The organism is Streptomyces showdoensis, from assembly GCF_039535475.1.
GTDB classification, from domain to species: Bacteria; Actinomycetota; Actinomycetes; order Streptomycetales; family Streptomycetaceae; genus Streptomyces; species Streptomyces showdoensis.
In genome coordinates, this window is sequence record NZ_BAAAXG010000026.1 from 4,202,413 (window position 1) to 4,224,672 (window position 22,260).

Annotated in this window: 21 protein-coding genes and 7 tRNA genes; 17 read left to right on the forward strand and 11 right to left on the reverse strand. The window is 74.8% G+C overall.

Features of this window, described 5'->3' with window-relative positions; all coding sequences use genetic code 11:
• Positions 1-274: 274 nt before the first annotated feature.
• The 3 genes from cobT to ABD981_RS32295 all read left to right on the forward strand — a co-directional run bounded on the left by cobT (position 275) and on the right by ABD981_RS32295 (position 6,084).
• The gene (cobT, locus tag ABD981_RS32285; RefSeq protein WP_345530453.1) at positions 275-3,616 is read left to right on the forward strand and encodes a nicotinate-nucleotide--dimethylbenzimidazole phosphoribosyltransferase; all 3,342 of its coding nucleotides are present in this window, start codon (positions 275-277) and stop codon (positions 3,614-3,616) included.
• A gap of 310 nt (positions 3,617-3,926) precedes the next feature.
• Positions 3,927-5,168 carry a uroporphyrinogen-III C-methyltransferase gene (gene cobA / locus ABD981_RS32290; RefSeq protein WP_046912288.1) on the forward strand — a complete coding sequence of 414 codons (1,242 nt, stop codon included), beginning with the start codon at positions 3,927-3,929 and terminating at the stop codon, positions 5,166-5,168.
• Between the two features lie 97 nt (positions 5,169-5,265).
• Positions 5,266-6,084, forward strand: a complete 819-nt coding sequence (locus ABD981_RS32295; protein WP_046912287.1) for a TrmH family RNA methyltransferase — start codon at positions 5,266-5,268, stop codon at positions 6,082-6,084.
• A 10-nt stretch (positions 6,085-6,094) separates the two neighbouring features.
• Here the strand turns inward: ABD981_RS32295 and ABD981_RS32300 are convergent, their stop codons facing one another.
• Entirely contained in the window at positions 6,095-7,315 is a 1,221-nt protein-coding gene (locus ABD981_RS32300) for a serine/threonine-protein kinase (protein WP_046912286.1), read from the reverse strand.
• Between the two features lie 438 nt (positions 7,316-7,753).
• Between ABD981_RS32300 and ABD981_RS32305 the strand changes: the two genes are divergently transcribed.
• The 3 genes from ABD981_RS32305 (at position 7,754) to ABD981_RS32315 (ending at position 9,372) form a co-directional block, all read left to right on the forward strand.
• Complete coding sequence (locus ABD981_RS32305) at positions 7,754-7,921, forward strand: hypothetical protein (protein ID WP_046912285.1); 168 nt, start codon at positions 7,754-7,756, stop codon at positions 7,919-7,921.
• A gap of 154 nt (positions 7,922-8,075) precedes the next feature.
• On the forward strand, positions 8,076-9,050 hold the full coding sequence (locus ABD981_RS32310) for an aminoglycoside phosphotransferase family protein (protein WP_046912284.1): 975 nt from the start codon (positions 8,076-8,078) through the stop codon (positions 9,048-9,050).
• Between the two features lie 40 nt (positions 9,051-9,090).
• On the forward strand, positions 9,091-9,372 hold the full coding sequence (locus ABD981_RS32315; protein WP_123955253.1) for a TFIIB-type zinc ribbon-containing protein: 282 nt from the start codon (positions 9,091-9,093) through the stop codon (positions 9,370-9,372).
• 113 nt (positions 9,373-9,485) lie between these two features.
• On the opposite strand, the gene ABD981_RS32320 is transcribed toward ABD981_RS32315, so the two are convergent.
• The 5 genes from ABD981_RS32320 to ABD981_RS32340 all read right to left on the reverse strand — a co-directional run bounded on the left by ABD981_RS32320 (position 9,486) and on the right by ABD981_RS32340 (position 9,972).
• Positions 9,486-9,560: transfer RNA gene (locus tag ABD981_RS32320), tRNA-Val, on the reverse strand.
• 47 nt (positions 9,561-9,607) lie between these two features.
• Positions 9,608-9,679, reverse strand: a tRNA-Val gene (locus tag ABD981_RS32325).
• 34 nt (positions 9,680-9,713) lie between these two features.
• A tRNA-Val gene (locus ABD981_RS32330) sits at positions 9,714-9,785 on the reverse strand.
• A 1-nt stretch (position 9,786) separates the two neighbouring features.
• Positions 9,787-9,860, reverse strand: a tRNA-Cys gene (locus ABD981_RS32335).
• Between the two features lie 39 nt (positions 9,861-9,899).
• Positions 9,900-9,972, reverse strand: a tRNA-Gly gene (locus tag ABD981_RS32340).
• 245 nt (positions 9,973-10,217) lie between these two features.
• On the opposite strand from ABD981_RS32340, the gene ABD981_RS32345 reads away from it, so the two are divergent.
• The 3 genes from ABD981_RS32345 to ABD981_RS32355 are packed head-to-tail and all read left to right on the forward strand — an operon-like array spanning position 10,218 to position 12,992.
• Positions 10,218-11,270, forward strand: a complete 1,053-nt coding sequence (locus ABD981_RS32345) for a chorismate-binding protein (RefSeq protein ID WP_046912282.1) — start codon at positions 10,218-10,220, stop codon at positions 11,268-11,270.
• Entirely contained in the window at positions 11,267-12,097 is an 831-nt protein-coding gene (locus ABD981_RS32350; protein ID WP_046912281.1) for an aminotransferase class IV, read from the forward strand. The genes ABD981_RS32345 and ABD981_RS32350 overlap by 4 nt, the downstream gene beginning before the upstream one ends.
• A 55-nt stretch (positions 12,098-12,152) precedes the next feature.
• Positions 12,153-12,992: a GNAT family N-acetyltransferase gene (locus ABD981_RS32355; protein ID WP_046912280.1), complete on the forward strand. Its 840-nt coding sequence runs from the start codon at positions 12,153-12,155 to the stop codon at positions 12,990-12,992.
• 19 nt (positions 12,993-13,011) lie between these two features.
• Here ABD981_RS32355 and ABD981_RS32360 read toward each other — a convergent pair whose 3' ends face one another.
• Positions 13,012-13,524: a DsbA family protein gene (locus ABD981_RS32360; RefSeq protein ID WP_046912279.1), complete on the reverse strand. Its 513-nt coding sequence runs from the start codon at positions 13,522-13,524 to the stop codon at positions 13,012-13,014.
• 135 nt (positions 13,525-13,659) lie between these two features.
• Here ABD981_RS32360 and ABD981_RS32365 point away from each other — a divergent pair, with 135 nt between their 5' ends.
• Positions 13,660-14,085 (forward strand): hypothetical protein, encoded by a 426-nt coding sequence (locus ABD981_RS32365; protein ID WP_046912278.1) that lies wholly within the window; start codon positions 13,660-13,662, stop codon positions 14,083-14,085.
• 143 nt (positions 14,086-14,228) lie between these two features.
• The gene (locus ABD981_RS32370) at positions 14,229-14,411 is read left to right on the forward strand and encodes a hypothetical protein (RefSeq protein ID WP_046912277.1); all 183 of its coding nucleotides are present in this window, start codon (positions 14,229-14,231) and stop codon (positions 14,409-14,411) included.
• A gap of 30 nt (positions 14,412-14,441) precedes the next feature.
• Here the strand turns inward: ABD981_RS32370 and ABD981_RS32375 are convergent, their stop codons facing one another.
• Entirely contained in the window at positions 14,442-14,999 is a 558-nt protein-coding gene (locus ABD981_RS32375) for a CGNR zinc finger domain-containing protein (protein ID WP_046912276.1), read from the reverse strand.
• 190 nt (positions 15,000-15,189) lie between these two features.
• Positions 15,190-15,603 carry an SsgA family sporulation/cell division regulator gene (locus ABD981_RS32380; RefSeq protein ID WP_015032345.1) on the reverse strand — a complete coding sequence of 138 codons (414 nt, stop codon included), beginning with the start codon at positions 15,601-15,603 and terminating at the stop codon, positions 15,190-15,192.
• A gap of 189 nt (positions 15,604-15,792) precedes the next feature.
• On the opposite strand from ABD981_RS32380, the gene ABD981_RS32385 reads away from it, so the two are divergent.
• Complete coding sequence (locus ABD981_RS32385) at positions 15,793-16,251, forward strand: TIGR02611 family protein (RefSeq protein ID WP_046912275.1); 459 nt, start codon at positions 15,793-15,795, stop codon at positions 16,249-16,251.
• 54 nt (positions 16,252-16,305) lie between these two features.
• Positions 16,306-16,380: transfer RNA gene (locus ABD981_RS32390), tRNA-Val, on the forward strand.
• An 80-nt stretch (positions 16,381-16,460) separates the two neighbouring features.
• Here ABD981_RS32390 and ABD981_RS32395 read toward each other — a convergent pair.
• Positions 16,461-18,845 carry an SCO7613 C-terminal domain-containing membrane protein gene (locus ABD981_RS32395; RefSeq protein WP_345530454.1) on the reverse strand — a complete coding sequence of 795 codons (2,385 nt, stop codon included), beginning with the start codon at positions 18,843-18,845 and terminating at the stop codon, positions 16,461-16,463.
• Positions 18,846-18,927: 82 nt separating this feature from the next.
• Between ABD981_RS32395 and ABD981_RS32400 the strand changes: the two genes are divergently transcribed.
• Positions 18,928-19,374 (forward strand): SRPBCC family protein, encoded by a 447-nt coding sequence (locus tag ABD981_RS32400; RefSeq protein ID WP_046907518.1) that lies wholly within the window; start codon positions 18,928-18,930, stop codon positions 19,372-19,374.
• Between the two features lie 39 nt (positions 19,375-19,413).
• A tRNA-Val gene (locus ABD981_RS32405) sits at positions 19,414-19,485 on the forward strand.
• A 64-nt stretch (positions 19,486-19,549) separates the two neighbouring features.
• Here the strand turns inward: ABD981_RS32405 and ABD981_RS32410 are convergent.
• Positions 19,550-20,278, reverse strand: coding sequence for a 3'-5' exonuclease (locus ABD981_RS32410; protein ID WP_046907517.1), 729 nt, complete (start codon positions 20,276-20,278; stop codon positions 19,550-19,552).
• Between the two features lie 120 nt (positions 20,279-20,398).
• On the opposite strand from ABD981_RS32410, the gene ABD981_RS32415 reads away from it, so the two are divergent.
• Entirely contained in the window at positions 20,399-20,974 is a 576-nt protein-coding gene (locus tag ABD981_RS32415; protein WP_046907516.1) for a DUF4365 domain-containing protein, read from the forward strand.
• Positions 20,974-22,158, forward strand: a complete 1,185-nt coding sequence (locus ABD981_RS32420) for a hypothetical protein (protein ID WP_046907515.1) — start codon at positions 20,974-20,976, stop codon at positions 22,156-22,158. The genes ABD981_RS32415 and ABD981_RS32420 overlap by 1 nt, the downstream gene beginning before the upstream one ends.
• Positions 22,159-22,260: the final 102 nt, after the last annotated feature.

A 22,260-nucleotide genomic window follows, 5' to 3' on the forward strand; every position in this document is an offset into this window, starting at 1 on the left:
TTGTTGTACCGCACCGGGATGTTCGGCGTTTTGTTCGCCAATGCCCCGAACCGGGGGCCGCTTTGGGCCCCTGATGTGGTACGGAGCCGTGGGGGGCCGCGCGACGTGGCGCAGTCCACAGCGAACCGTGTCGGATCCGCCTGTCAGGATGGCCGAGGGCCGGGACAATGCAGGGGTGACCGCGCGTCCTTCGTGCCGCGCGGCGCGCATGCTCGTTCTTGTTTGACGGGCGAAGGTCTGAAGGAGCACAACCGATGGGCGAGGGGTACGCAGCATGACGGACACCGGCCAGATCCCGGGCGAGGGGCTGCCGGAGAACGCAGGCATGGTCGAGCAGCCGGGCATCCCCGCCCCGGGCGCGTACACCTTCCTGGACCCCTCCGAGCACGCAGCCGAGGACGACGACCTGCTTCTGATGCCGGGCGCCCAGGGCGCCTGGAGCGAGCTCCAGCCGGGCGTCCAGCCCGCGCCGCCCGTCGCCGTGCCCGCCCCGATGCCGCAGGCCGAGCCGCTCGTCGACCCGCTGACGGCCCCGCTGGACCAGGTGACCTCGACCCCGCCGCAGGGCGTGCCGCTGCCGCCGCACACCCCGGCCCACGGCGTCCCGCTGGAGCCCGAGTACGGATACGAGCCGGGCGTCCTCGACACCGGCGCCCACGAGGCCGCGGGCCGCGACACCGGCTCCGTCGACCTCGGCGGCGTCCGCGTGCCGCCGCCGGCCACCGCCCCGACCCCGCCGCCGTCCCGCCGCCCGCTGCACATGGGCCCGCCGGTCCCCGAGGGCACCGGCCCCGCGGTCCGCTCCCTCGCCGACCGCGGCCCCGCCGCCCCGGCCCCGCAGCCCGTGCCGGCCCCGGTCGCCGCGACGGCGCCCGCGCCGATGCCGGTCCGCACCCCGGGCCCGCCGACGGCCGGCCTGGAGTACCTGGACGTCGCGCAGGACCAGCAGACCGCCCCGCAGGGCGCCGTGCCGTGGACCGCGCAGCCCGAGGTCCCCCTCGCAGAAACGGTCGTCCCTCCGGTCGCCCAGTTCGTCCCGGTCGAGGGCTCCGTCCCGACCGCCCCGCACCTGGCCCCGACCCCCCAGGCCGAGCCGGAGCCCCTGGCGCCCGCCGAGGAGCCGACCCCGGAGGAGCCCGCGACGGCCGAGGCCCCCGCGGAGCAGCCCGCCCCGGTGGAGCAGCCCGCCCCGGAGCAGCCGGTCGTCGAGGCCCCCGCCGCGCCCCCCGTGGCCGAGGCCCCCGCGGTCGAGCAGCCCGTGGCCGAGCAGACCCCGGCCGAGCAGCCGCTCTCCCCGGAGCCCGCCGTCGAGCAGCCGGTCGCCGAGCAGCCCGTGGCCGTACAGGAGCCGGTGGCCGAGGAGCCCGTACCGGTCCAGCAGCCGGTGGCCGAGGAGCCCGTAGCGGTTCAGCAGCCGGTGATCGAGGAGCCCGTGGCGGAAGCTCCGGCGGAGGCCGTGGTCCCCGCCCCGCGCGAGCCGGAGCCGCAGCCCGTCGAGCCCCCGCAGGCCCCGGTCGAGGCGCTCGTCGAGCAGCCCGCGGCGGCGGCGCCCGCGACCGAGCCGGCCCCCGTCGAGGTGACGGCCGAGGAGATCCCGGTCGTGGCCGAGGGGACCCCGGCGGTGGCCGAGGAGGCCCCGGCCACGGTCGAGGAGCTCCCGGCGGCGGTCGAGGAGTCCCCGGCCCCGCAGCCGGAGACGGCCGTGGCGGCACCCGTGGAGCAGCCGCAGGCCCCCACGGAGGCCGAGCCCGAGACCCAGCCGACGGCAGCGCCGGAGCCGACCGAGGCAGTCGCTCCGGCCGAGACGGCCGAGACGGCCGAGGCCGTCGAGGTCATCGTTCAGGCCGATGTGCCCGAGGCCCCCGAGGCGCCGGTCCAGGAGGGCGCTCCCGCCCCCGGCTACGACGAGGCGGAGCGCGAGGCGGTCCTCCGCGTCATGCGCGAGCGCCGCGACATCCGCAACGGCTTCCGTTCGGACCCGATCCCGCACGAGGTGCTGCTCCGCGTCCTGGAGGCGGCCCACACGGCGCCCAGCGTCGGCCACTCGCAGCCCTGGGACTTCGTCGTCATCCGCAGCGCCGAGACGCGCCGCACGATGCACGAGCTCGCCGCACACCAGCGCGAGGCGTACGCGAAGTCCCTCCCCAAGGGCCGGGCGAAGCAGTTCAAGGAACTGAAGATCGAGGCGATCCTCGACACTCCGGTGAACATCGTGGTGACGGCGGACCCCACGCGGGGCGGCCGGCACACTCTCGGCCGCTACACGCAGCCGCAGATGGCCCCGTACTCCTCGGCCCTCGCCGTGGAGAACCTGTGGCTCGCCGCCCGTGCCGAGGGCCTCGGCGTCGGCTGGGTCAGCTTCTTCGACGAGCGCGAGATGGTCCGCGCCCTCGGCCTGCCCGAGCACCTCGAAGTGGTCGCGTACCTCTGCGTCGGCTACGTCGACGAGTTCCCGGAGGAGCCGGAGCTGATGCAGGCGGGCTGGTCCAAGCGCCGCCCGCTGTCGTGGGTCGTCCACGAGGAGACGTACGGCCGCCGCGCGCTGCCCGGCGAGGAGCCGCACGACCTGCTCCAGGAGACGGTCGCGAACATCCGCCCGCTCGACGCCAAGGCGCTCGGCGAGGCGTGGGAGCGCCAGAAGCGCATGACCAAGCCCGCCGGGGCCCTGGGCATGCTGGAGATCATCTCGGCGCAGCTCTCGGGCCTCTCCCGCACCTGCCCGCCGCCGATCCCGGAGCCGGCCGCCGTCGCGATCTTCGCCGGCGACCACGGGGTCCACGCGCAGGGCGTCACGGCCTGGCCCCAGGAGGTGACCGGCCAGATGGTCGCGAACTTCCTCGGCGGCGGCGCGGTCTGCAACGCCTTCGCGAACCAGGTGGGCGCCGAGGTCTGCGTGATCGACGTGGGCGTCGCGAGCGAGCTCCCCTCGACCCCGGGCCTGCTGCCCCGCAAGGTCCGCCCGGGCACGGCCGACTTCACCATCGGCCAGGCGATGACCCACGAGGAGGCCATCGCCGCGATCGAGGTGGGCATCGAGACGGCCCGCGACCTCGTGGCGGCGGGCAACAAGGCCCTGCTCACGGGTGAGATGGGCATCGCGAACACCACGGCGTCCGCCGCCCTCATCTCGGTGTACACCGGCGTGGACCCGACCGAGGTCACCGGCCGTGGCACGGGCATCAACGACGAGATGCACGCCCGCAAGGTGGACGTGGTGCGCCGCGCCCTCGACCTGCACAAGCCGGACCCGGCGGACCCGATCGGCGTCCTGGCGGCGGTCGGCGGCCTGGAGCACGCGGCGCTGGTCGGCCTGATCCTGGGCGCGGCCTCGCTCCGTACCCCGGTGATCCTGGACGGCGTCTCCACCGGGGCGGCCGCCCTGGTGGCCCGGGCCATCGCGCCCGAGTCGCTGGCGGCGTGCATCGCGGGCCACCGCAGCGCCGAGCCGGGCCACGTGGCGGCCCTGAACAAGCTGGGCCTGCGCCCGCTGGTCGACCTCGACCTGCGCCTCGGCGAGGGCACGGGAGCGCTCCTGGCCCTGCCGCTGGTCCAGAGCGCGGCCCGCGCGATGCACGAGGTGGCGACCTTCGACTCCGCCGGCGTCACGGAAAAGTAGAGAAGAGCACTCCCGCACGCCCTCCTGTCCGGGTCGGTTCTCCGGGCAGGAGGGCGTGCCCACTCAGGGGAGTGGGGGACGCGCAGGGGACCGCGTTCGGGACGTGAAGCATGATGTGTGGCGCGGAACAGAAACGTTTCTCGTCCCGGTGCCGGATCCGCGCCGTCCATCATGCGGTCCCGAACGCGGTCCCCGGAGCGTCCCGCACGTCGGCCGCTCACCAGCGGGAGATCCGTCACAGCGTGACAACCCCTGGTCACCGATACTGTTGGTGCCCAAACGCACCGCCCCTCCGAGGAGCCGCCCGCACATGGCCGACCACGCCGACCACGCCGAGCACCCCGCCTACCCCGTCGGACTGCGCCTTTCGGGCCGCCGCGTCGTCGTGCTCGGCGGCGGCCAGGTCGCCCAGCGCAGGCTCCCGGCGCTGGTCGCGGCGGGTGCCGACGTCACGCTGATCTCCCCGTCCGCGACCCCGTCCGTCGAGGCGATGGCCGAGGCCGGCGAGATCACCTGGACCAGGCGCCGCTACGAGGACGGCGACCTCGCCGACACCTGGTACGTGCTCGTCGCCACCACCGACCCGGCCGCCAACGCCGCCGCCTCGGCGGAGGCGGAGCGCACCCGGACCTGGTGCGTCCGCTCGGACGACGCGGAGGCGGCCACCGCCTGGACCCCGGCCACCGGCCGCAGCGAGGGCGTGACGGTCGCGGTGCTCACGGGCCACGACCCGCGCCGCTCCGCCGCCGTGCGCGACGCGATCGTGGAGGGCCTGCGGGACGGTTCGATCGCGGCGCCGACCCACCGCGCCCGCACCCCCTTCGTGGCCCTGATCGGCGGCGGCCCGGGCGACCCGGACCTGATCACGGTCCGCGGCCGCCGTCTGCTGGCCGAGGCCGACGTGGTGATCGCGGACCGCCTCGGCCCGCGCGACCTCCTCAACGAGCTGCCGCCGCACGTCGAGGTGATCGACGCGGCGAAGATCCCGTACGGCCGCTTCATGGCCCAGGAGGCCATCAACAACGCCCTGATCGAGCACGCGAAGGCCGGGAAGTCGGTCGTCCGCCTCAAGGGCGGCGACCCGTTCGTCTTCGGCCGGGGCATGGAGGAGGCCCAGGCACTGGCCGCCGAGGGCATCGCGTGCACGGTCGTCCCGGGCATCTCCAGCTCGATCTCGGTTCCCGGCGCCGTCGGCATCCCGGTCACGCACCGGGGCGTGGCCCACGAGTTCACGGTGGTCAGCGGCCACGTGGCCCCGGACGACCCGCGCTCGCTCGTGGACTGGGCGTCGCTGGCGAAGCTGACCGGGACCCTGGTGATCCTCATGGGCGTCGACAAGATCGGCAAGATCGCGGAGGCCCTGATCGCGCACGGCAAGTCCCCGGACACGCCGCTGGCCCTGGTGCAGGAGGGCACGACCGCGACCCAGCGCCGTGTGGACGCCACACTGGCGACGGTGGCGGAGACGGTGGTGGCCCAGGAGGTCCGCCCGCCGGCGGTGATCGTCATCGGCGACGTGGTGGCGGAGTCCCCGGACAAACGGAACAGCTGAAAGAGAACGCTCCCCCCCCCCGCCCCCGCCCGTGCGGCGCACGGCGCACCCCGCCCCGCACATTGGCACCACACCCCGGACAAGGCAGTATCACCCCGTGGCCGAACTCATCACGATCGACGACCCCGACGACCCCCGCCTGAGCGATTACACCGGACTGACCGACGTCGAGCTCCGCCGCAGGCGCGAGCCGGCCGAGGGCCTGTTCATCGCCGAGGGCGAGAAGGTCATCCGCCGCGCCAAGCAGGCGGGGTACGAGATGCGGTCGATGCTGCTCTCCGCGAAGTGGGTCGACGTCATGCGGGACGTCATCGACGAGGTACCGGCGCCCGTGTACGCGGTGCAGCCGGACCTCGCCGAGCGCGTGACGGGCTACCACGTGCACCGCGGCGCGCTGGCGTCGATGCAGCGCAAGCCGCTGCCGGACGCGACGGAGCTGCTGGGCACGGCCCGCCGGGTCGCGGTGATGGAGTCGGTCAACGACCACACCAACATCGGCGCCATCTTCCGCAGCGCCGCCGCGCTCGGCATGGACGCGGTGCTGCTCTCCCCGGACTGCGCGGACCCGCTGTACCGCCGTTCGGTGAAGGTCTCGATGGGCGCGGTGTTCTCGGTCCCGTACGCCCGCCTGGACACCTGGCCGCGCGGCCTGGAGGCGGTCAGGGAGGCGGGCTTCAAGCTGCTCGCGCTGACGCCCGCGGACCGGGCCACGTCGATCGACGAGGCCGCCCCGCACCGGCTCGACCGGGTGGCGCTGATGCTGGGCGCGGAGGGGGAGGGCCTGTCGACGCAGGCGCTGCGCGCGGCGGACGAGTGGGTCCGCATCCCGATGGCGCACGGTGTGGACTCGCTGAACGTGGGCGCGGCGGCGGCGGTGGCCTTCTACGCGGTGACGAGCGGCCGCCCGCAGCCCTGACCCCTCAGCCTCAGCCCTGGAGCGCCTGCGCCGCGGCGATCCCGAGGGCCACGATCAACGTCACCACGACGAAGACGAAGAGACGCTGACGCAGCAGCCGGGGGTTGGCGGGCCGCCGCCCGGTGGAGGTGCTCCGGGCCCCGGGCCGTGTACCGGGCCGGGAGTGCGGACCTCCGCCGCGCGAGGAGGACGGCCGCGCGGCCCCGGCCCGCCCCTGCGTACCGGTGGACCGCTCGGTGACCCGGTCGACCTGCCGCTCGGCGTTCGACCGCTCACCGTGTCGCTCCGCGGTCCGCTCGGTGTACCGCTCGGTGGGTCGCATGGCCCCGGGCCGGACGGTGTTGCGCTCGTCGCCCCGCTCGCGCTCCCGGTCCCGCTGCCCGGGCGGCCGGGTGGCCGCGGGCAGCCCCTGTGCCTCGCGGGCGGCGATCTCCTTGAGCCGCATGGACAGCTGGAGGGTGCTGGGACGTTCCTCCGGATCCTTCGCGAGGCAGGCGCGGACGAGCGGGGCCAGCGCGTCGGGGACGCCGTGGAGCTGCGGCTCCTCGTGCACGACCCGGTAGAGCATGACCTCGGAGCTGCCGTGTCCGAAGGGGGAGTCGCCCATGGCGGCGTACGCGAGGGTGGCGCCGAGCGAGAAGACGTCGGTCGCGGGGGTGACGGCGGCGCCGCGCACCTGCTCGGGCGCGAGGAAGCCGGGGGAGCCGACCGCGGTCCCGACGTGGGTGAGGGTGCTGGCCCCGGTCGCCCAGGCGATGCCGAAGTCGATGATGCGGGGGCCCTTGGGCGACAGCAGAATGTTGGAGGGCTTGAGGTCGCGGTGGACGACCCCGGCCTCGTGGACGGCGACGAGCCCTTCGGAGAGGGCGGCCCCGATGGCGGCGACGTCGGCGGCCCGCAGGGAGCCCTCTTCGGCGACCCGGTCGTGCAGGGAGGGCCCGGGGACGTACTGGGTGGCGAACCAGGGGCGCTCGGCTTCCAGGTCGGCGGCGACGAGCCGGGCCGTGCAGCCGCCGCGGATGCGCCGGGCGGCGGAGACCTCGCGGGCGAAGCGGGACCGGAACTCCTGGTCCTCGGCGAGGTCGGGCCGGATGACCTTGAGGGCGACGCGCTGCCCGCGCCGGTCGGAGCCGAGGTACACGACTCCCATTCCGCCGGCTCCGAGCCTGCGGTGGAGCCGGAACGACCCGACGATCCGCGGGTCCTCGCGCCGGAGCCGCATCATCGCCATGTCCGTCCCCTCGTCCGTTCGACGTGGCACAGCTTACGTACCCCCGCCCCGGCGCGCTCACAGGCCGCGCCCTCGCACCCGCATCGATTGTCAGTGCTGAGGGGACCACTTGAGGGACGGTCAGCCATCGCGGCCGCCAACACCCGCTCCGAGCACAACAGTTGGAATTCCGGCCGGTGGTCCCTCCCGGGCGGGTGCGGGGACGTGAGGGAGGTCACGCGACCCCTCCGGGAAGACCCCGAGCCAGGGAGGAGGCGTCTCCACCCAGGGGAGTACGCCGGGCGGACGGTCGTCATCCTCCCGGAGGCCCGGAAGTCGGTACGCGGGCATGACGTCCGGGGCCTCCCCGCTGCCTAGTGTTGAGGTCAAGCGGCGGGTGCAGCACTCGTCCCCCGAGGTCACCGCACCCGCCGCGTCAGACACGACAGGAGAGGAACCATGGCGTACTCGGCCCCGCGGATCACCCCCCGCCCTTCCAGCCGTCGTCACCCGCTGGTGGCGACCGCCATGGTCCTCCCTCTCGCGACCCTGCTCGTGGTCGTCTTCGGCGGCTGGGAAGCGGTGGTCACTCAGGCGTCGTCCGTGGGCGTGATGCTGGGGCGCTGAGCGGCGCTCCGGACCCGGGTGAGCGGCCCGGGTCGGGGACATCCGGCCGGAAACCCCGTGGGGACGGGGGTGCGGCGGACGGCAGCGTGTGGCCGGTCAGCTGGGGAGCTGACCGGCCCTCGCGCTTTCTCGTGAGCCCTTTAGGCTCCTCTCCGTGGAGGAGACCGGTCTCGTACAGCTGCACGCCCTCGCCCGCGCCACGGCGCACCCGGGGGCGTCCTCGGCGTGCCCGTGCGCGACCGGGGTGCTCGCGGACCGGGACGACGGCACGGTGGTGCGCCACGGGCGTCTGGTCGTGAAGTCGCACGCGCCCGGCGGCGACACGGAGGAGCTCCGGTCGCGGGTCGGCGTCGCGGCCCTGCCCGCCCTGGCGGAGGTGCTCCTGCCGCCGCTGCCCGGCCCCCGCGCGGCGCTCGACGGCCGCCTGGTGACGGCGTGGCCGTACGGCACCCCCGTGGACCCGGAGCACCCGGAAGCGGCCCCGTGGGAGGAGGCGGGCCGCCTCCTCGCGCTGCTGCACCTGACCCCGCCCCCGCCGGGCCTCCCGCCGATGCGCGCCCCGCTGAAGGCGGCGCTGGCCGTGGAGCGGATGCGTCGCACGGCCCCGGACCACCCGGCGGCCGCCACGGTCCTGGACGCCTGGCGCACCCTCCCGCCCCGGGCGGAGTCCCGGAGCGGCGGCTCCTCCGCCCTCTGCCACGGAGACTTCCACCTGGGCCAGCTGGTCCGCGCCCCCCACTGGCGCCTGATCGACGTCGACGACCTGGGCGTCGGCGACCCGGCGTGGGACCTGGCCCGCCCCGCGGCCTGGTTCGCGGCGGGGCTGCTGCCGCCGGAGGTCTGGTCGCGGTTCCTGGGGGCGTACGAGGGGGCCGGCGGCCCGGCGACCAGGAGCCCGGCGACCGGCGGCCCGACCACCGGGCGCGCGGGCTCCGGGGCCCCGGGCGGCGACCCGTGGGCCCGGCTGGACGTCCCGGCCCGCGCCCTGACCGTGCAGACCGCGGCGCTGGCGCTGGCGAAGTCGACGGCGGAGGGGCGCCCGCTGGACGAGGTGGAGCACGTGATGGTCGACACCTGCGCCCGAATCGCCTCGATCCGAACCGAGTTGGTTCCGCCGGCGTCCCCATAAAGTGAGAGCACCATCCGAACGGCAGGGAGTTGAGCCGAGCATGCAGTGTCCCAAGTGCCACGCGCCCATGCACACGTACAACCGCAACGGTGTCCAGATCGAGCAGTGCAGCGGCTGCCGGGGCATATTCCTGGACTACGGCGAGCTGGAGGCCCTGACCCGTCTGGAGTCGCAGTGGCAGGCCCCGCCCGCCCCGCCGGCCTACCCGGCGCAGCCCGCGGCTCCGGCCTGGGGCGCTCCGCAGCACGGCGGTCACGGTGGACACCACGGCCACCACGGCGGCCACCACCGCGGGTTCGGCCGGATGCTCTTCTCCTCCTGAGCCCTCCTGACGCAAGGCTCCGAGCCCGTCTCGGAGCCTCGGCGCCCGGAGTTCGGAGCTCGGGCAACACGAAGAAGCCCCCGTCCGCGCGATGCGGCCGGGGGCTTCTTGTCTGGTGCGCGATACTGGGATTGAACCAGTGACCTCTTCCGTGTCAGGGAAGCGCTCTCCCGCTGAGCTAATCGCGCGGGATGGTCAGGATCGTACAGGACGAGCCCGGACCGGTGGTGCTGCGTGCGCGATACTGGGATTGAACCAGTGACCTCTTCCGTGTCAGGGAAGCGCTCTCCCGCTGAGCTAATCGCGCGGGGGATCCGAAGATCCAGGACCCGAAGATCCAGTGGACGATACTGGGATTGAACCAGTGACCCCTTCCGTGTCAGGGAAGTGCTCTCCCGCTGAGCTAATCGTCCTTGGAGGTGGAGACGGGATTTGAACCCGTGTAGACGGCTTTGCAGGCCGTTGCCTCGCCTCTCGGCCACTCCACCAGGAGTGAATACGGGGGTTCGGGAAGATCCCCCACATCGAGCGGACGACGAGATTCGAACTCGCGACCCTCACCTTGGCAAGGTGATGCTCTACCAACTGAGCCACGTCCGCTTGTCTTTTCCGTTTCGCTTGCGCGTCCCGGCGACGTGTTGAACTCTAGCGGATTCCTGGGCCAGCACAAAAACGCGTTTCCGCAGCGTGCTGACCTGCGGCCCCGCCAGGGGGTCCGGGAGCGTTCGCACGGCGTTCACTCCCCGTGTTCCCCGAGTGGCGCCCAGCGGCCCCCCGGCGCCCGTCCCCGGGGCCCCGCTCCCTCTCCCCGCCGGGCCGTGCCCCGCGCGCCTAGACTCGCAACCGTGCACCCCCTCGCTCCCATGGCCCGCTTCGGCGGCCTCCTCGCCACCGACCTGCGGGACGTCACCCGTGACCCCGAGGCACTGGACTCCTCGGGCTTCTGGGCCGTCTGCGCGGACTTCGAGGGCCGTCTGACCTGCGCCCGCTTCGGCGACGTGCGGCCGGACCCGGTCCCCGCACCCGTCCCCGGCGCCTGGCGGGGGCCCGCGGCCGGCGACTGGACGTCCTCCCTGGACCGCGCCGCGTACACGGCGGGCGTGCGCCGCGTGCGCGAGCACATCGCGCGCGGGGAGGTGTACCAGGCGAACCTCTGCCGGGTGATGTCCGCGCCGCTGCCCGATCCGGCCCTCGCCGACGTGGACGCGCTCACCGCCCTCCTCGCCCGCGGCAACCCGGCCCCTTACGCGGGGACGATCCGGCTGCCGGCGCACGGGGTGGAGATCGCCACCGCGTCCCCGGAGCTCTTCCTGCGCCGCGAGGGGGCTCTGGTGACCTCCGGGCCGATCAAGGGCACCGGGCGCACGGCCGACGATCTGCTCCCGAAGGACTACGCGGAGAACGTGATGATCGTCGACCTGGTCCGCAACGACCTCGGCCGGGTCTGCGAGACCGGCAGCGTCACCGTGCCCGACCTGTGCGCGGTCGAGGAGCACCCCGGCCTGGTCCACCTGGTCTCCACCGTCAGCGGGCTGCTGCGCGAGGACGCGGGCTGGCCCGGGCTGCTGGCCGCAGCCTTCCCGCCCGGGTCCGTCACGGGCGCGCCCAAGTCCAGCGCCCTGCGGATCATCGAGGCCCTGGAGACCGTCCCGCGCGGCCCCTACTGCGGCGGCATCGGCTGGGTCGACGCGGACGCGGGCACCGCCGAGCTCGCCGTCGGCATACGCACCTTCTGGATCGACCGGGCCGAGGGCGCGCTCCGCTTCGGCACCGGCGCCGGGATCACCTGGGGATCGGACCCCGAGGGCGAGTGGGCGGAGACCGAGCTGAAGGCCTCGCGCCTGGTCGCGATAGCGTCGGGCGCGTACGAGGCGAGCGGAAGGGCCATATCTCGATGAAACTCTGGGTCAACGGCGCACTGCACGACGCCGAGACCGCGCAGGTGTCCGTCCTCGACCACGGTCTGACCGTGGGCGACGGCATCTTCGAGACGGTCAAGGCCGAGCGCGGCGAAACCTTTGCTCTCACCCTCCACCTGGAGCGGCTCACCCGCTCCGCGCGCGGCCTCGGGCTGCCCGACCCGGACCTCGACGAGGTCCGCCGGGCCTGCGCCGCCGTCCTGGAGGCGAACCCGATGGAGCTCGGCCGGCTCCGCATCACGTACACCGGCGGCCTCTCCCCGCTCGGCTCCGAGCGCGGCGACGCGGGCCCCAGCCTCGTCGTGGCCCTCGGCGGGACGAGCCGGCGCCCCGACTCCACCGCGGTGATCACCGTCCCGTGGACGCGCAACGAGCGCGGCGCGCTCACGGGCCTGAAGACCACCTCGTACGCGGAGAACGTCGTGGCCCTCGCCAGGGCGCGGGAGCGGGGGGCCTCGGAGGCGCTCTTCGGCAACACCGTCGGGCAGCTCTGCGAGGGCACCGGCTCCAACGTCTTCGTGGTGCTCGACGGCCGCGTCCACACCCCGCCGGTCTCCTCCGGCTGCCTCGCGGGCATCACGCGCGCGCTCGCCGTGGAGTGGACCGGGGCCGTGGAGACCGACCTCCCGCTGGAGGTGCTGGAGAGCGCCGAGGAGATCTTCCTGACCTCGACGCTGCGGGACGTCCAGGCCGTCCACCGGGTGGACGGCCGGGAGCTCGCCGGGGCACCGGGGCCGGTCACCGCCAAGGCGATGCGGGTCTTCGACGAGCGGGCCGCCCAGGACCGGGATCCGCGCCTCGGATAGCGCCGGCGCGCAAAACGGGATGACGGGTGGGCGTCCGGTGGGTACAACTCCCGTGATGACCACCACCCTGCGGCCGTCCGAGCCGCTCCAGCAGTCCGCCGACGGCGGCCGTTCGCGCGGCTACGACATCTGTGTGAACAGCCGCCGGGTCGGTTCCGTCCGGCTCTCCACCGACGCGGCCTTCGGCGGCGCCGTGGGCGTGATCGAGGACCTCGCGGTCGACGAGCGTGACCGGGGCAGGGGGCGCGGCACGGTGGCGGCGCTCGCCTCGGAGGAGGTGCTGCGCGGCTGGGGCTGCGGCGAGGTGCGGATCTCGGTGCCCACGGCGGCGGCGCCCGCGCTGCGGCTGGCCGGCGCGCTCGGCTACACCGAGCGCAGCCGGAACATGGTCAAGGAGCTGGCCGGCGAGATGCCGGAGCTGCCGCGGGGCTTCGCGTTCCGGCCGGTCACCGAGCCGGAGTTCGCGGAGTGGTCGGCGCGGTCCATGGCCGCCTTCGCGCAGAGCTGGATCGACCGGGGGATGCCGGCGGAGCTGGCCTTCGCCAAGGCCGAGGACAGCCGCCGCAGGTTCCTGCCGGAGGGTCTCGCGACCCCGGGCGTCTCGGTGGTCGTCGCCGTGCGGGACGGGGACGTCGTGGGGTACCTCTGGACCGGCGGGATCGAGCTGGAGCCGGGGGACCGCGCGGGCTTCGTCTTCGAGGTCGAGGTCGCCGAGGAGCAGCGCGGCAAGGGGTACGGCCGGGGCCTGATGGTGCTGGCCGAGCGCCTGTCGCTGGCGGCCGGGGAGAGCCTGCTCGGACTGCACGTCTTCGCGGGCAACACCCCGGCGATCCGGCTCTACGAGTCGCTGGGCTACCGCACGACCCACGTCAACAGCGCCAAGACGCTGCGGTAGGCCGTGGGGGAGCGGGGGCTCAGCCCTTCAGGAGGCGGTCGGTGATCTCCTCGATGCGCTCGCGCAGGCCGTCCTGGCTCTGGCCGCCGTCGAGCCGCTCGCCGTCGATCACGTAGGTCGGGGTGCCGGTGACCTTGATCGCCTTGCCCTCGGCCTCGTCCGCGTCGACCGTCAGCAGGTGCCGGCCGTCGATCAGGGCGGTGTCGAACTCCTCGGCGTCCAGGCCCAGTTCGCCCGCCACCTCCAGCAGGACCGGCTCGCCGCGCTCGCCGAGCTCCTCGGTCCTGGCCAGCAGCGCCTCGGTGTACTCCCAGCCCTTGCCCTGCTCGGTCGCCTCCTCGGCGGCCTGGGCGGCGGCGTACGCGTGCTTGTGCTTGGCCAGCGGGAAGTGGCGCAGCTGTACGTCGATGCGCTCGCCGTACTTCTCGCGCAGCGCGCGCACGTCGTCGAGCGCCTTGAAGCAGTCGGGGCACTGGAGGTCGAACCAGGCCTCCAGGACGACGGGGGAGGCGGGGGTGGTGGACTCACTCATGGGAAGAGTCTCCCATCCGCCCCTCCCTGGGGGACGACCCGGAGATCTCCCTGATCCGGGCCCTGGGGCATGGCCGGAAGGGGCCGCGGCGGTGCAGGATGGAAGGGACGTATCACCCGGGATCTGGAGGACCGCATGCTCGCCGAGACCATCTGCTCCGCGGTGTCCGTGGCGGGCCTCGGCATCGCCGCGGTCACGGCGTACCGCAAGCGGTTCCTGTCGGCGGCCCGCGTGGCCGCCTATTCCCTGGTGCCGCTGGGGCTCGTGATGACCGGTGCCGTGGCCTGGCTCGCGGACACGGCGTTCAGCCCGACCGCCTGGGCCGGCTTCGGCGTGCTGGGCGCGGCCTGGCTGATGCTTTCGACCACGCGCGCGGTCGAGCGGCGGCGGGCCGGGCGCGGGGTGACCGGCCGGGGCGATACCCCGGAGGCCGTGGCGCCGCGGGCGTCCGCGCCCTCGATCGGCGCGGGGCAGCGCGCGGCGGCCCCCAAGCCGCAGGCGAAGCCGGCCGACGAGGACTTCAGCGACATCGAGGCGATTCTGAAGAAGCACGGAATTTGACCGGGATCCGACGGTGAGCTGACTGCTTCTGGCGGTTCTCGGCGCTTCTCGATCCCGGCGTCCACGGGATGGGGTGAACGGGCCCTGCCGTGGGGTGTGTTGCGCGATCTTCGGGGTCGGCGGTGCGCCATCATCCCCCCGAGATGCTGGATACCTCGCGGGACCCCGCCCCCGCCTCCGCCCCTGCCCCCACGCCCGCGGCGAGCGCCCCGGAGGAGCCGCGCGGCTGTCTGTTCGCGCTCTCCCAGCCGCCGCTGATGATCTTCCTCGCGGTCATCGGCGCCCTGCTGCTGATGGCCGCCCTCCACGATCTGTTCCTGCTGTGAGACCGGCGGCGCGGCCGGCTCCGGGCCGGCTCAGCCCGCGGCTTCCTTGCGGCGGGCCCGGTAGGCGGCGACGTGGAGGCGGTTTCCGCAGGTCCGGCTGTCGCAGTAGCGGCGGGAGCGGTTGCGGGAGAGGTCGACGAAGGCCCGGCCGCAGTCCGGCGCCTCGCAGCGGCGCAGCCGCTCCTGCTCGCCCGCCACGACGATGAAGGCCAGCGCCATGCCGCAGTCGGCCGCCAGGTGGTCGGAGACCGAGGCGCCCGGCGCGAAGTAGTGCACGTGCCAGTCGTAGCCGTCGTGGTCCGTGAGCTGCGGGGTCGTGCCCGCGGAGGCGACCAGCTGGTTGATCAGGGTGGCCGCGATCCGGGCGTCCGGGGCGGAGAAGACCGCGGTGAAGCGGTCGCGCACGTCCCGTACGGCCCGCAGGTCCCCGGCCCCCAGCTCGCCCACGTCGCTGATCTTGTGGGCGCGCACGAAGGTCCGCAGCGCCGGGATGTCGTCGAGCTCGTCCTCGCGGTCGCCCTGGGGGGCGGTGTTCATCAGATCGACGACGGTGTCGAGGGCGATCCGGGTGTCGTGGGGGATGAGCACGCTTCGCTCCCTGGCCGGCTGCGGGCGGGTGCCCGCGAATTGCGCTGACTCTAGCGCGACCCGGAAACGGGCATCGGCGCCCCGCACCGCGCCGGCTGCGCGGTGGGAGGCGCCGATGTCGTACGTATGCGACTGCCCGCGCGGCGCCGTCTCCCCGAGTCGGACGGCGCCGTGCGGCTCTCGGCCTGGCTCAGCTGTCGGCCAGGATGTGGGAGAGCTCCGTGTCGAGGTCGAAGTGCCGGTGCTCGGTGCCCGGTGGCACGGCAGCGTCGGTCCTCTTCAGGAACGACTCCAGGGCCCTCGCAGGGGCCTCGAGCAGGGCTTCGCCCTCGGGAGAGCTCAGCGCGATGCAGACGACGCCCTGGCCATGGCTACGGGACGGCCAGACCCGGACGTCGCCCGTGCCGGTGGGCCGGTGCAGCCCCTCGGCGAGAAGGTCGCGGGCGAAGACCCATTCGACCGTCTCTTCGGCTCCGGTGTGGAAGGTGGCGTGCACGGCATACGGATCGGCCGTGTCATACCGCAGGCCCGCGGGTACAGGCAGTGATGACTCGCTCGACACAACGAGGCGCAGGTGCAGCTCGCAGCTGACCGTGGTGTTCATAAGCGCCAGGGCCTTTCGCTCAGTGTGCGCTCGGGGATTCGCACGTCGGCGAAATCGACATGCCACCTACAGTGCCGTTGTAAACCCCTCTGTCTGTTTTGTGATCGTTCAGGTAGCTCGTATGGACGCGTGTAACTTTGGGTAATACAGCCATTCCGGCAAGGTCGGCCCGTCCGGTAGGTTGGGGCCATGAATGCGGAGAGTGACGAGCGCACGGGGGAGTCCGCGGTGGACGGCGAGCGCGGTCCGGAGAAGCCCGGAGGCGGCGGTGGCGAGGCCGAGCTGGGGTCCAGGGCCCCCGAGTTCATCAAGGCCCGCCGGACCCTGCACCTGAGCTGGCAGGTCGGCGTCTTCGTCGTGGGCCTCGCCGTCGTCGGCGCCGGCATCGTGATGCTGCCCCTGCCCGGCCCCGGCTGGCTGGTGATCTTCGCCGGCATGGCGATCTGGGCGACCGAGTTCGTCTGGGCCCAGCTGGTGCTCCGCTGGACCAAGCGGAAGGTCACCGAGGCGGCCCAGCGGGCCCTCGACCCCAAGGTCCGGCGCCGGAACATCATCCTCACCACGGTCGGTCTGGTGATCGTCGCGGCACTCTGCGCCGTCTACCTCTGGAAGTTCGGCTTCGTCATGCCGTGGAAGATCGACGAGTGACCCGCGGATGGTGCGGGAGCCCCGCTGACATGGGGTAATGTTTGCGGTGCGCCCGGGCGATTAGCTCAGTGGGAGAGCACTTCGTTCACACCGAAGGGGTCACTGGTTCGAACCCAGTATCGCCCACCACCCGGCCCGAAGGCCCGGAGACGACACCGTCTCCGGGCCTTCGGCGTTCCCCCGGGCCGGCGCACCGGCCCGGCGGCCGCTCAGTGCATCCGCCCCAGCCGCTCCCGCAGCCGACGGGCGTCGCGCAGCCGCTGCTCGTAGGTCGCCCCCACCGCGAGGAGCAGCAGACCCGCGAGGGCCGGCGGCAGCCAGCGGGGCAGCGCGCCCACCGCCTGCACCACGTACGGCGCGAGCTCGTGCAACCCGTCCAGGGCCAGCACCGCGCCGCCGAGCACCAGCAGCGCCTGCAGCCGGAACCGGGCGCCGAGCAGCGTCACCGCGAGCGCCCCGAGCCCCAGCAGCAGCGGGCGCGCCCACTGCGGGTCCGTCCAGGCCGCCAGGAGGCTCGGCAGCAGCGTCACGGCGAGACCCGGCCCGTACGCCGTCCAGGACGAGGCCTCCGGGTCCCTGCGCCGCCGCAGCACGCCCACGGCCAGCGCCGGGACGGTCACCGGCAGCGTGTACGCCTCCGGGGTCGTCACCTCCCAGACCGCGAGCCGCACCCAGGCGGCGAGCAGGAACAGCACCGCGGCGGCCCACGAGGCGACCGGGCGCCGCTCGGGCCGGACCGCCGTGGCCGCGGCGAGCACCCCGCAGAGGGCGAGCGCGAGCGCCGACAGCGCGGGCCGTTCCACGGTCAGCCCGAGCGCGCACAGCGCCACGGCGGCCCCCGCGCCCTCCACCGCCGGCGCCACCGGCCGGCGGCCCAGCCACGCCCCGACCCCGGCGGTCGCGGCCGGCACGGTCAGCAGCACGAGCCCGGTCACCGCGGCGGACGCGTGCGCGGCCACCGCCCCCGCGCCGACCAGGCCGGCCGCGGCGAGCACCGCGCCGCAGGCCGCGACGATCCGCCGCGCACCGGTCCCGAGCACCGCGGCCCCGGCGAACAGCGCGAGGACCGCTCCGAGCACCGCGAACGTCGCCGCCCGCACGTCCAGCCCCAGGGCGACGGCCCCGAGGGCGGACCCGAGCCCGCCGGCGAACGCGAGCCACGCCACGGCCTCGGCGGGCGCGGCGTCCTCCGCCGGCGCGGGCAGCCCGCGGGTCGCGAGCGAGGGGCGCACGGCCGTGCCCAGGGCGGCGCCGGCCGTCAGGAGCAGGAGCGCGAGCGTCGCCGGGTACGGGAGCTCCAGGGACACCGGCAGGGCGGTGAGCAGCGCCCAGGCCAGGGCGAGCGCGCCACAGCGGGCCCAGCGGCGGGGGACCGCCGCCAGGGCGGCCGCCGCGAGCAGCAGGACCAGCGGGGCCGTGGCGGGGTAGCCGTCCAGGAGCGGATCCGCGTGCTCACCCGACCAGGGCGCCGTCGTGCGCGCGAGCGGCGCCAGGAGCCCCGTCGCCACCGGCGGCAGCGCCCAGGCCAGCGCCAGGGCGAGCACGCCGCCGCCGGCGCCGGCCAGACCCCGTCGCACGGCCGCGGCCGAGGAGCGCGCCACGGCGCGCAGGGCGGCGGACCCGACCCGGACCCGCAGGGCCACCGCGGCCAGGACCACCGCGCACAGGGCGTACCCCGGCACCGCCCAGACCTCGGGGAGCGCCGTGCGCAGCGGACCGCCGGCCGCGGCGATCAGGGCCAGACCGGCCAGCGCGGCCGTGGGCAGCGCCGCCGGGGCGGTGCGGACCGCCACGTACAGCAGGACCGCCGTGCAGGCCAGCAGCAGCGGGGCCGCGCGCAGTGGCGTCCCGGCCGACAGGGCGAGGCCGGTGAGCAGCGCCCAGCCGCCGAGCGCACCGGCCGTGACGAAGGCGCTGATCCGGACCGGGGCCGGCCCGGTGCGGCGGGCGAGCGCCAGGTCGAGGACGGCCGTGGCCAGCGCCGCCCACGCGAAGGACAGCACCCCGCCGCCGGCGGCCAGCACCCCGAGGGGCAGCGGCAGTTGGGCCGCGGCCACGGCCGCCGGGAGCGGGACCCGCAGCCCGGTCAGGGCGGCGCCGTACGCGGCCCAGACGGCGGCCAGCACCGCGGCGGCGCTCGCCGTGTAGCCCAGGGCGTCCGTCTCCGGGAGGGCCACCCGGTGCAGGGCGTAGGCGTCGAGCAGCGTGAGGACCAGGCCGAGGGCGGCCACCGACTCCGCGGTGGAACGCAGCCCCTTGCGCAGCAGCGCCACCGGCGCCAGCAGCGCCGCCGAGGTCACGACGCCGAGGACGGCCGCCCGGCCGCCGATGCCCATCGAACCCCAGCTCACCAGGGTGAAGGCGACGGCCGCGACGGTCAGCAGCACGCCGCCGAGGGTGAGCAGTACGTTCTGCGCGCTGCGCGGCGTCGCCTCGGCGGCGGGCCGCGGCGCCGCGGGAGCGGCCACCGGCGCGTACAGCACCCGCAGCAGCCAGTCCCGGCGGGCCAGCAACTGGGCCCGGCGGGCGTCGAGTCGGGCCAGTTCGCGGTCGACGAGCACCAGCTCTTCCGCGGGAGGCAGGGAGGAGTCCATAGCCGGAGTGTGCGGCCGGACCGGGGGCCGGGGGATGGGTGCGGCTACTCAGATCCGGGCCTGAGTAGCCCACACTGGGGGCATGGACTGGTGCCGCTACCGCTTCCGCAGCGTCTGGCGCCTCGCCGCCCCGCCCGACGCGGTCTACGCCGTGCTCGAACGCGCCGAGGAGTACCCCCGCTGGTGGCCCCAGGTCCGCGAGGTCGTCCCGCTCGACGGGCGCACCGGCACCGCCCGCTTCCGCTCGCTCCTCCCGTACGACCTCGTCGTCACCGCCCGGGCCCGGCGCCGCGACCCCGGCGCGCGGGTCCTGGAGGTCGTACTGAGCGGGGACCTGGCCGGCTGGGCCCGCTGGACCCTCGCCCCGGACGGGGCCGGCACCCGCGCCCTCTACGAGCAGGAGGTCGAGGTCCGCGCCCGGTTGATGCGCGCGCTCGCCGTCCCCGGGCGGCCCGTGTTCCGCGCCAACCACGCCCTGATGATGCGCGGCGGACGACGCGGGCTGGCGGCCCTGCTGCGCGCGGTTTGAACGAGACCCCGAAAGCCCTGTATGGTTCAACCCGTTCCCGGGCGATTAGCTCAGCGGGAGAGCACTTCGTTCACACCGAAGGGGTCACTGGTTCGATCCCAGTATCGCCCACCGGGAGAGGCCGGTCCGTCAGCAGACGGACCGGCCTCAGCCTTTTCCGGCGCCCTCGCGCCGCCTAGGCCGCCGTCCTCAGCTCCGGACGCAGCGGCCACGCCGGGTCCACCGCCTCCGGGGTGCCCTGCCGGGCGAACCAGGCCTGCAGCCCGCGCGCCTGCGCCGCGTGCCACACCGCCTGCAGCGTGTGCAGCTCCGACGGCGAGAGGCGTTCGAGCCGGGAGGCGAAGCGGCGGCCCACCGACCGCACGACCTCGAGCGCGGCCGAGGCGTCCGCCGCCGCGTCGTGGGCGCCGTCCAGCACCACCCCGTACTGCTCGCACAGGTCCGTCAGGGTCCGGCGGCCCTTGCGGTACCGGTCCAGGTGCTTGTCCAGGACCCGGGGGTCGAGCACGCACAGCGGGACGCCGTCCATGTAGGTGCCCAGCGAGGAGGCGCGGTGCCGGCGCAGCTCGCGGTCCAGGATCGTCAGGTCGAAGGGCGCGTTCATCACCACCAGCGGCCGCCCCGCCGCGCTCTGCTCGGCTATCGCCCGGGCCAGCTCCTCGACCACGGGCGAGGGCCAGCGCCCGTTCCGCTGGAGGTGATCGTCCGTCAGTCCGTGTACGGCGGTGGCCTCGGCCGGCACCGGGATGCCGGGGTTGACCAGCCAGCGTGTCACCCGTGGCCGCATCCCCGAGGCGTCCTGGACGACGAGGGCGGCGGACACGATCCGGTCCTCCTCGACGTCGACTCCCGTGGTCTCCGTGTCGAATGCGGCCAGGGGCCCTTCGTACCAGTGCGTCGTCATCCCCGAACTCCTCGCACGCCCGCGGCAGATGGCCAACCCCCTGCCCGAAACGGTGATACCCGGGCTGTTTGCACCGTACGCAAACCGGTCACAACAGAGCTGACGGGGAAGGGAATTGACATGGCGATCGCCCAGCCCGAATGGGGAGGGCCGCCGCCCCAGCGGGCGGCACCGCTGCGCGGCTCGCTCGCCACCACCGCCTGCATGGAGACCCTCCAGGTGGGGTACCTCCACGCGGTCGCGGCGGCGGCGGGCTGCTCGCTGTCGCAGCCGTTCCCGGACAACGGCATCGACTGGCACGTCAGCCACGGTGCCCCCGGGCACACGGTCGACGACGAAGTGACCATCAAGGTGCAGCTGAAGTGCACCTACCAACTGCCGCCGCGCACGCCCGGGGCCTCGGCGTCCTCGTTCTCGTTCACCCTCGACAACGAGCACCTGGTGAAGCTCGCGCGCACGCCGGTGGCCGTGCACAAGATCCTGGTCGTGATGCTGGTGCCGCGGGACCGGGAGGACTGGCTGCGGGCCGGCCACGACCGGCTGGACCTGCGGCACTGCTGCTACTGGATCAACCTGGCCGGCCACCCGGTCACGGGACGGCGCAGGACCACCGTCCGCATTCCGACGGCACGGATCTTCGACGACCGGGCGCTCTGCGAGATCATGGCCCGGGTCGGCGTGGGAGGGAGACCTTGATGCGGCCGATCGACGAACCCGACCCCGGCGGGGTCGACCCGCGCGTGCTCGGCGCGCTGCTCGCCCGGCACGGCTGGCGGCGGCACGGCGGCGCCGCGGGCCGCTACACCCGCTGGGCCCCGCCGGGACCCGAGCCGGCCGGTCGCGGCACCAGTCTGCTGGTGCCGGACAGCCGGGCCTTCCCGGACTGCGAGGACCTGATCGGCGAGGCCCTGACCGCGCTCGCCCGCAGCGGCACGCCCTCGGCCCGTGAGGTGCTGACCGGGCTCGCCGTCCCGAGCGACGAGATCCGCTGGTGGCGCGACGTCCCGCCGGGCCCGGCGGGGGGCACGGCCTGGCCCGTGCAGGAGCAGCTGAGGTCCGCCGCCCGTGGGATGCTGCTGGCCGGGGCGCTCGCCGTGCGCGGCCGGGCCGGGTACCACGGGGCCCGGCACCGCAGGCAGGCCCATGCCTCCCTGGAGAGCGTCGTCGTCGACGGCGCCCCCGGCGGCGGGCTGACCGCGTTCCTGCCCGTCGACCCGGGCCGGGCCGTCTCCGTACGCCTCTACCACGCGCTCTACGCGGCCCGGGAGGCCGTCGACTACCGGCGGGCGACCGGCGGCATGGAGGCCTTCGACACCGCGGTCGAGGCCGGGGTCAGCCGCGAGCTCACCGAGGCCCTGGTCGCGCTGGTGCGGGGCACCGAGGGCGCGGGCGTCGCCCTGGAGTGGTCCCCGGCGGCCGGCACCCCGCCGGGCTGCGCCGCCCGCCCCGAACCCGTCGAGTTCTCGCCCGGCGACCTGCCCGCGCTGCGCGAGGCCGCCGCCCGCTACCTGGCCGACGAGCCTTCCGTACCGGTGCGGATCACCGGCAGCGTCGTCCGGATGCGCCGCTCGGGCCCGCGCGGCGAGGGCACCGTACGGCTGCGGGTGCTCGCCGGGGCGGACGTACGGCACGTCCGGGTGGCCCTCGACGAGGACGCGTACCGGACGGCGGGCCACGCCCATCTGGCCGGGCTGCCGATCCGGGTCACGGGCCGGCTGGAGAGCCGGGGCGGCTTCCGGCGGCTGACCGACGCGAGCGGGGTCGCGCCCGTCCAGGTGGACGAGGCGGTCAGGGACCGGCTGATGAAGTCGGTCCAGGAGGCCCGGGAGGCGATCGGGAACGCGGACTTCTTCGAGGAGGCGTGCGGCGGGGAGGACTGAGCGGCCGGACACGGGTCCCCGGTAAGATCGTGGTCCGCGCGGCACCTCGTCTCTGTCGCGCACCGCCGGCGCCGGCACCTCGTGTCTGCCTGCGCCCTTATG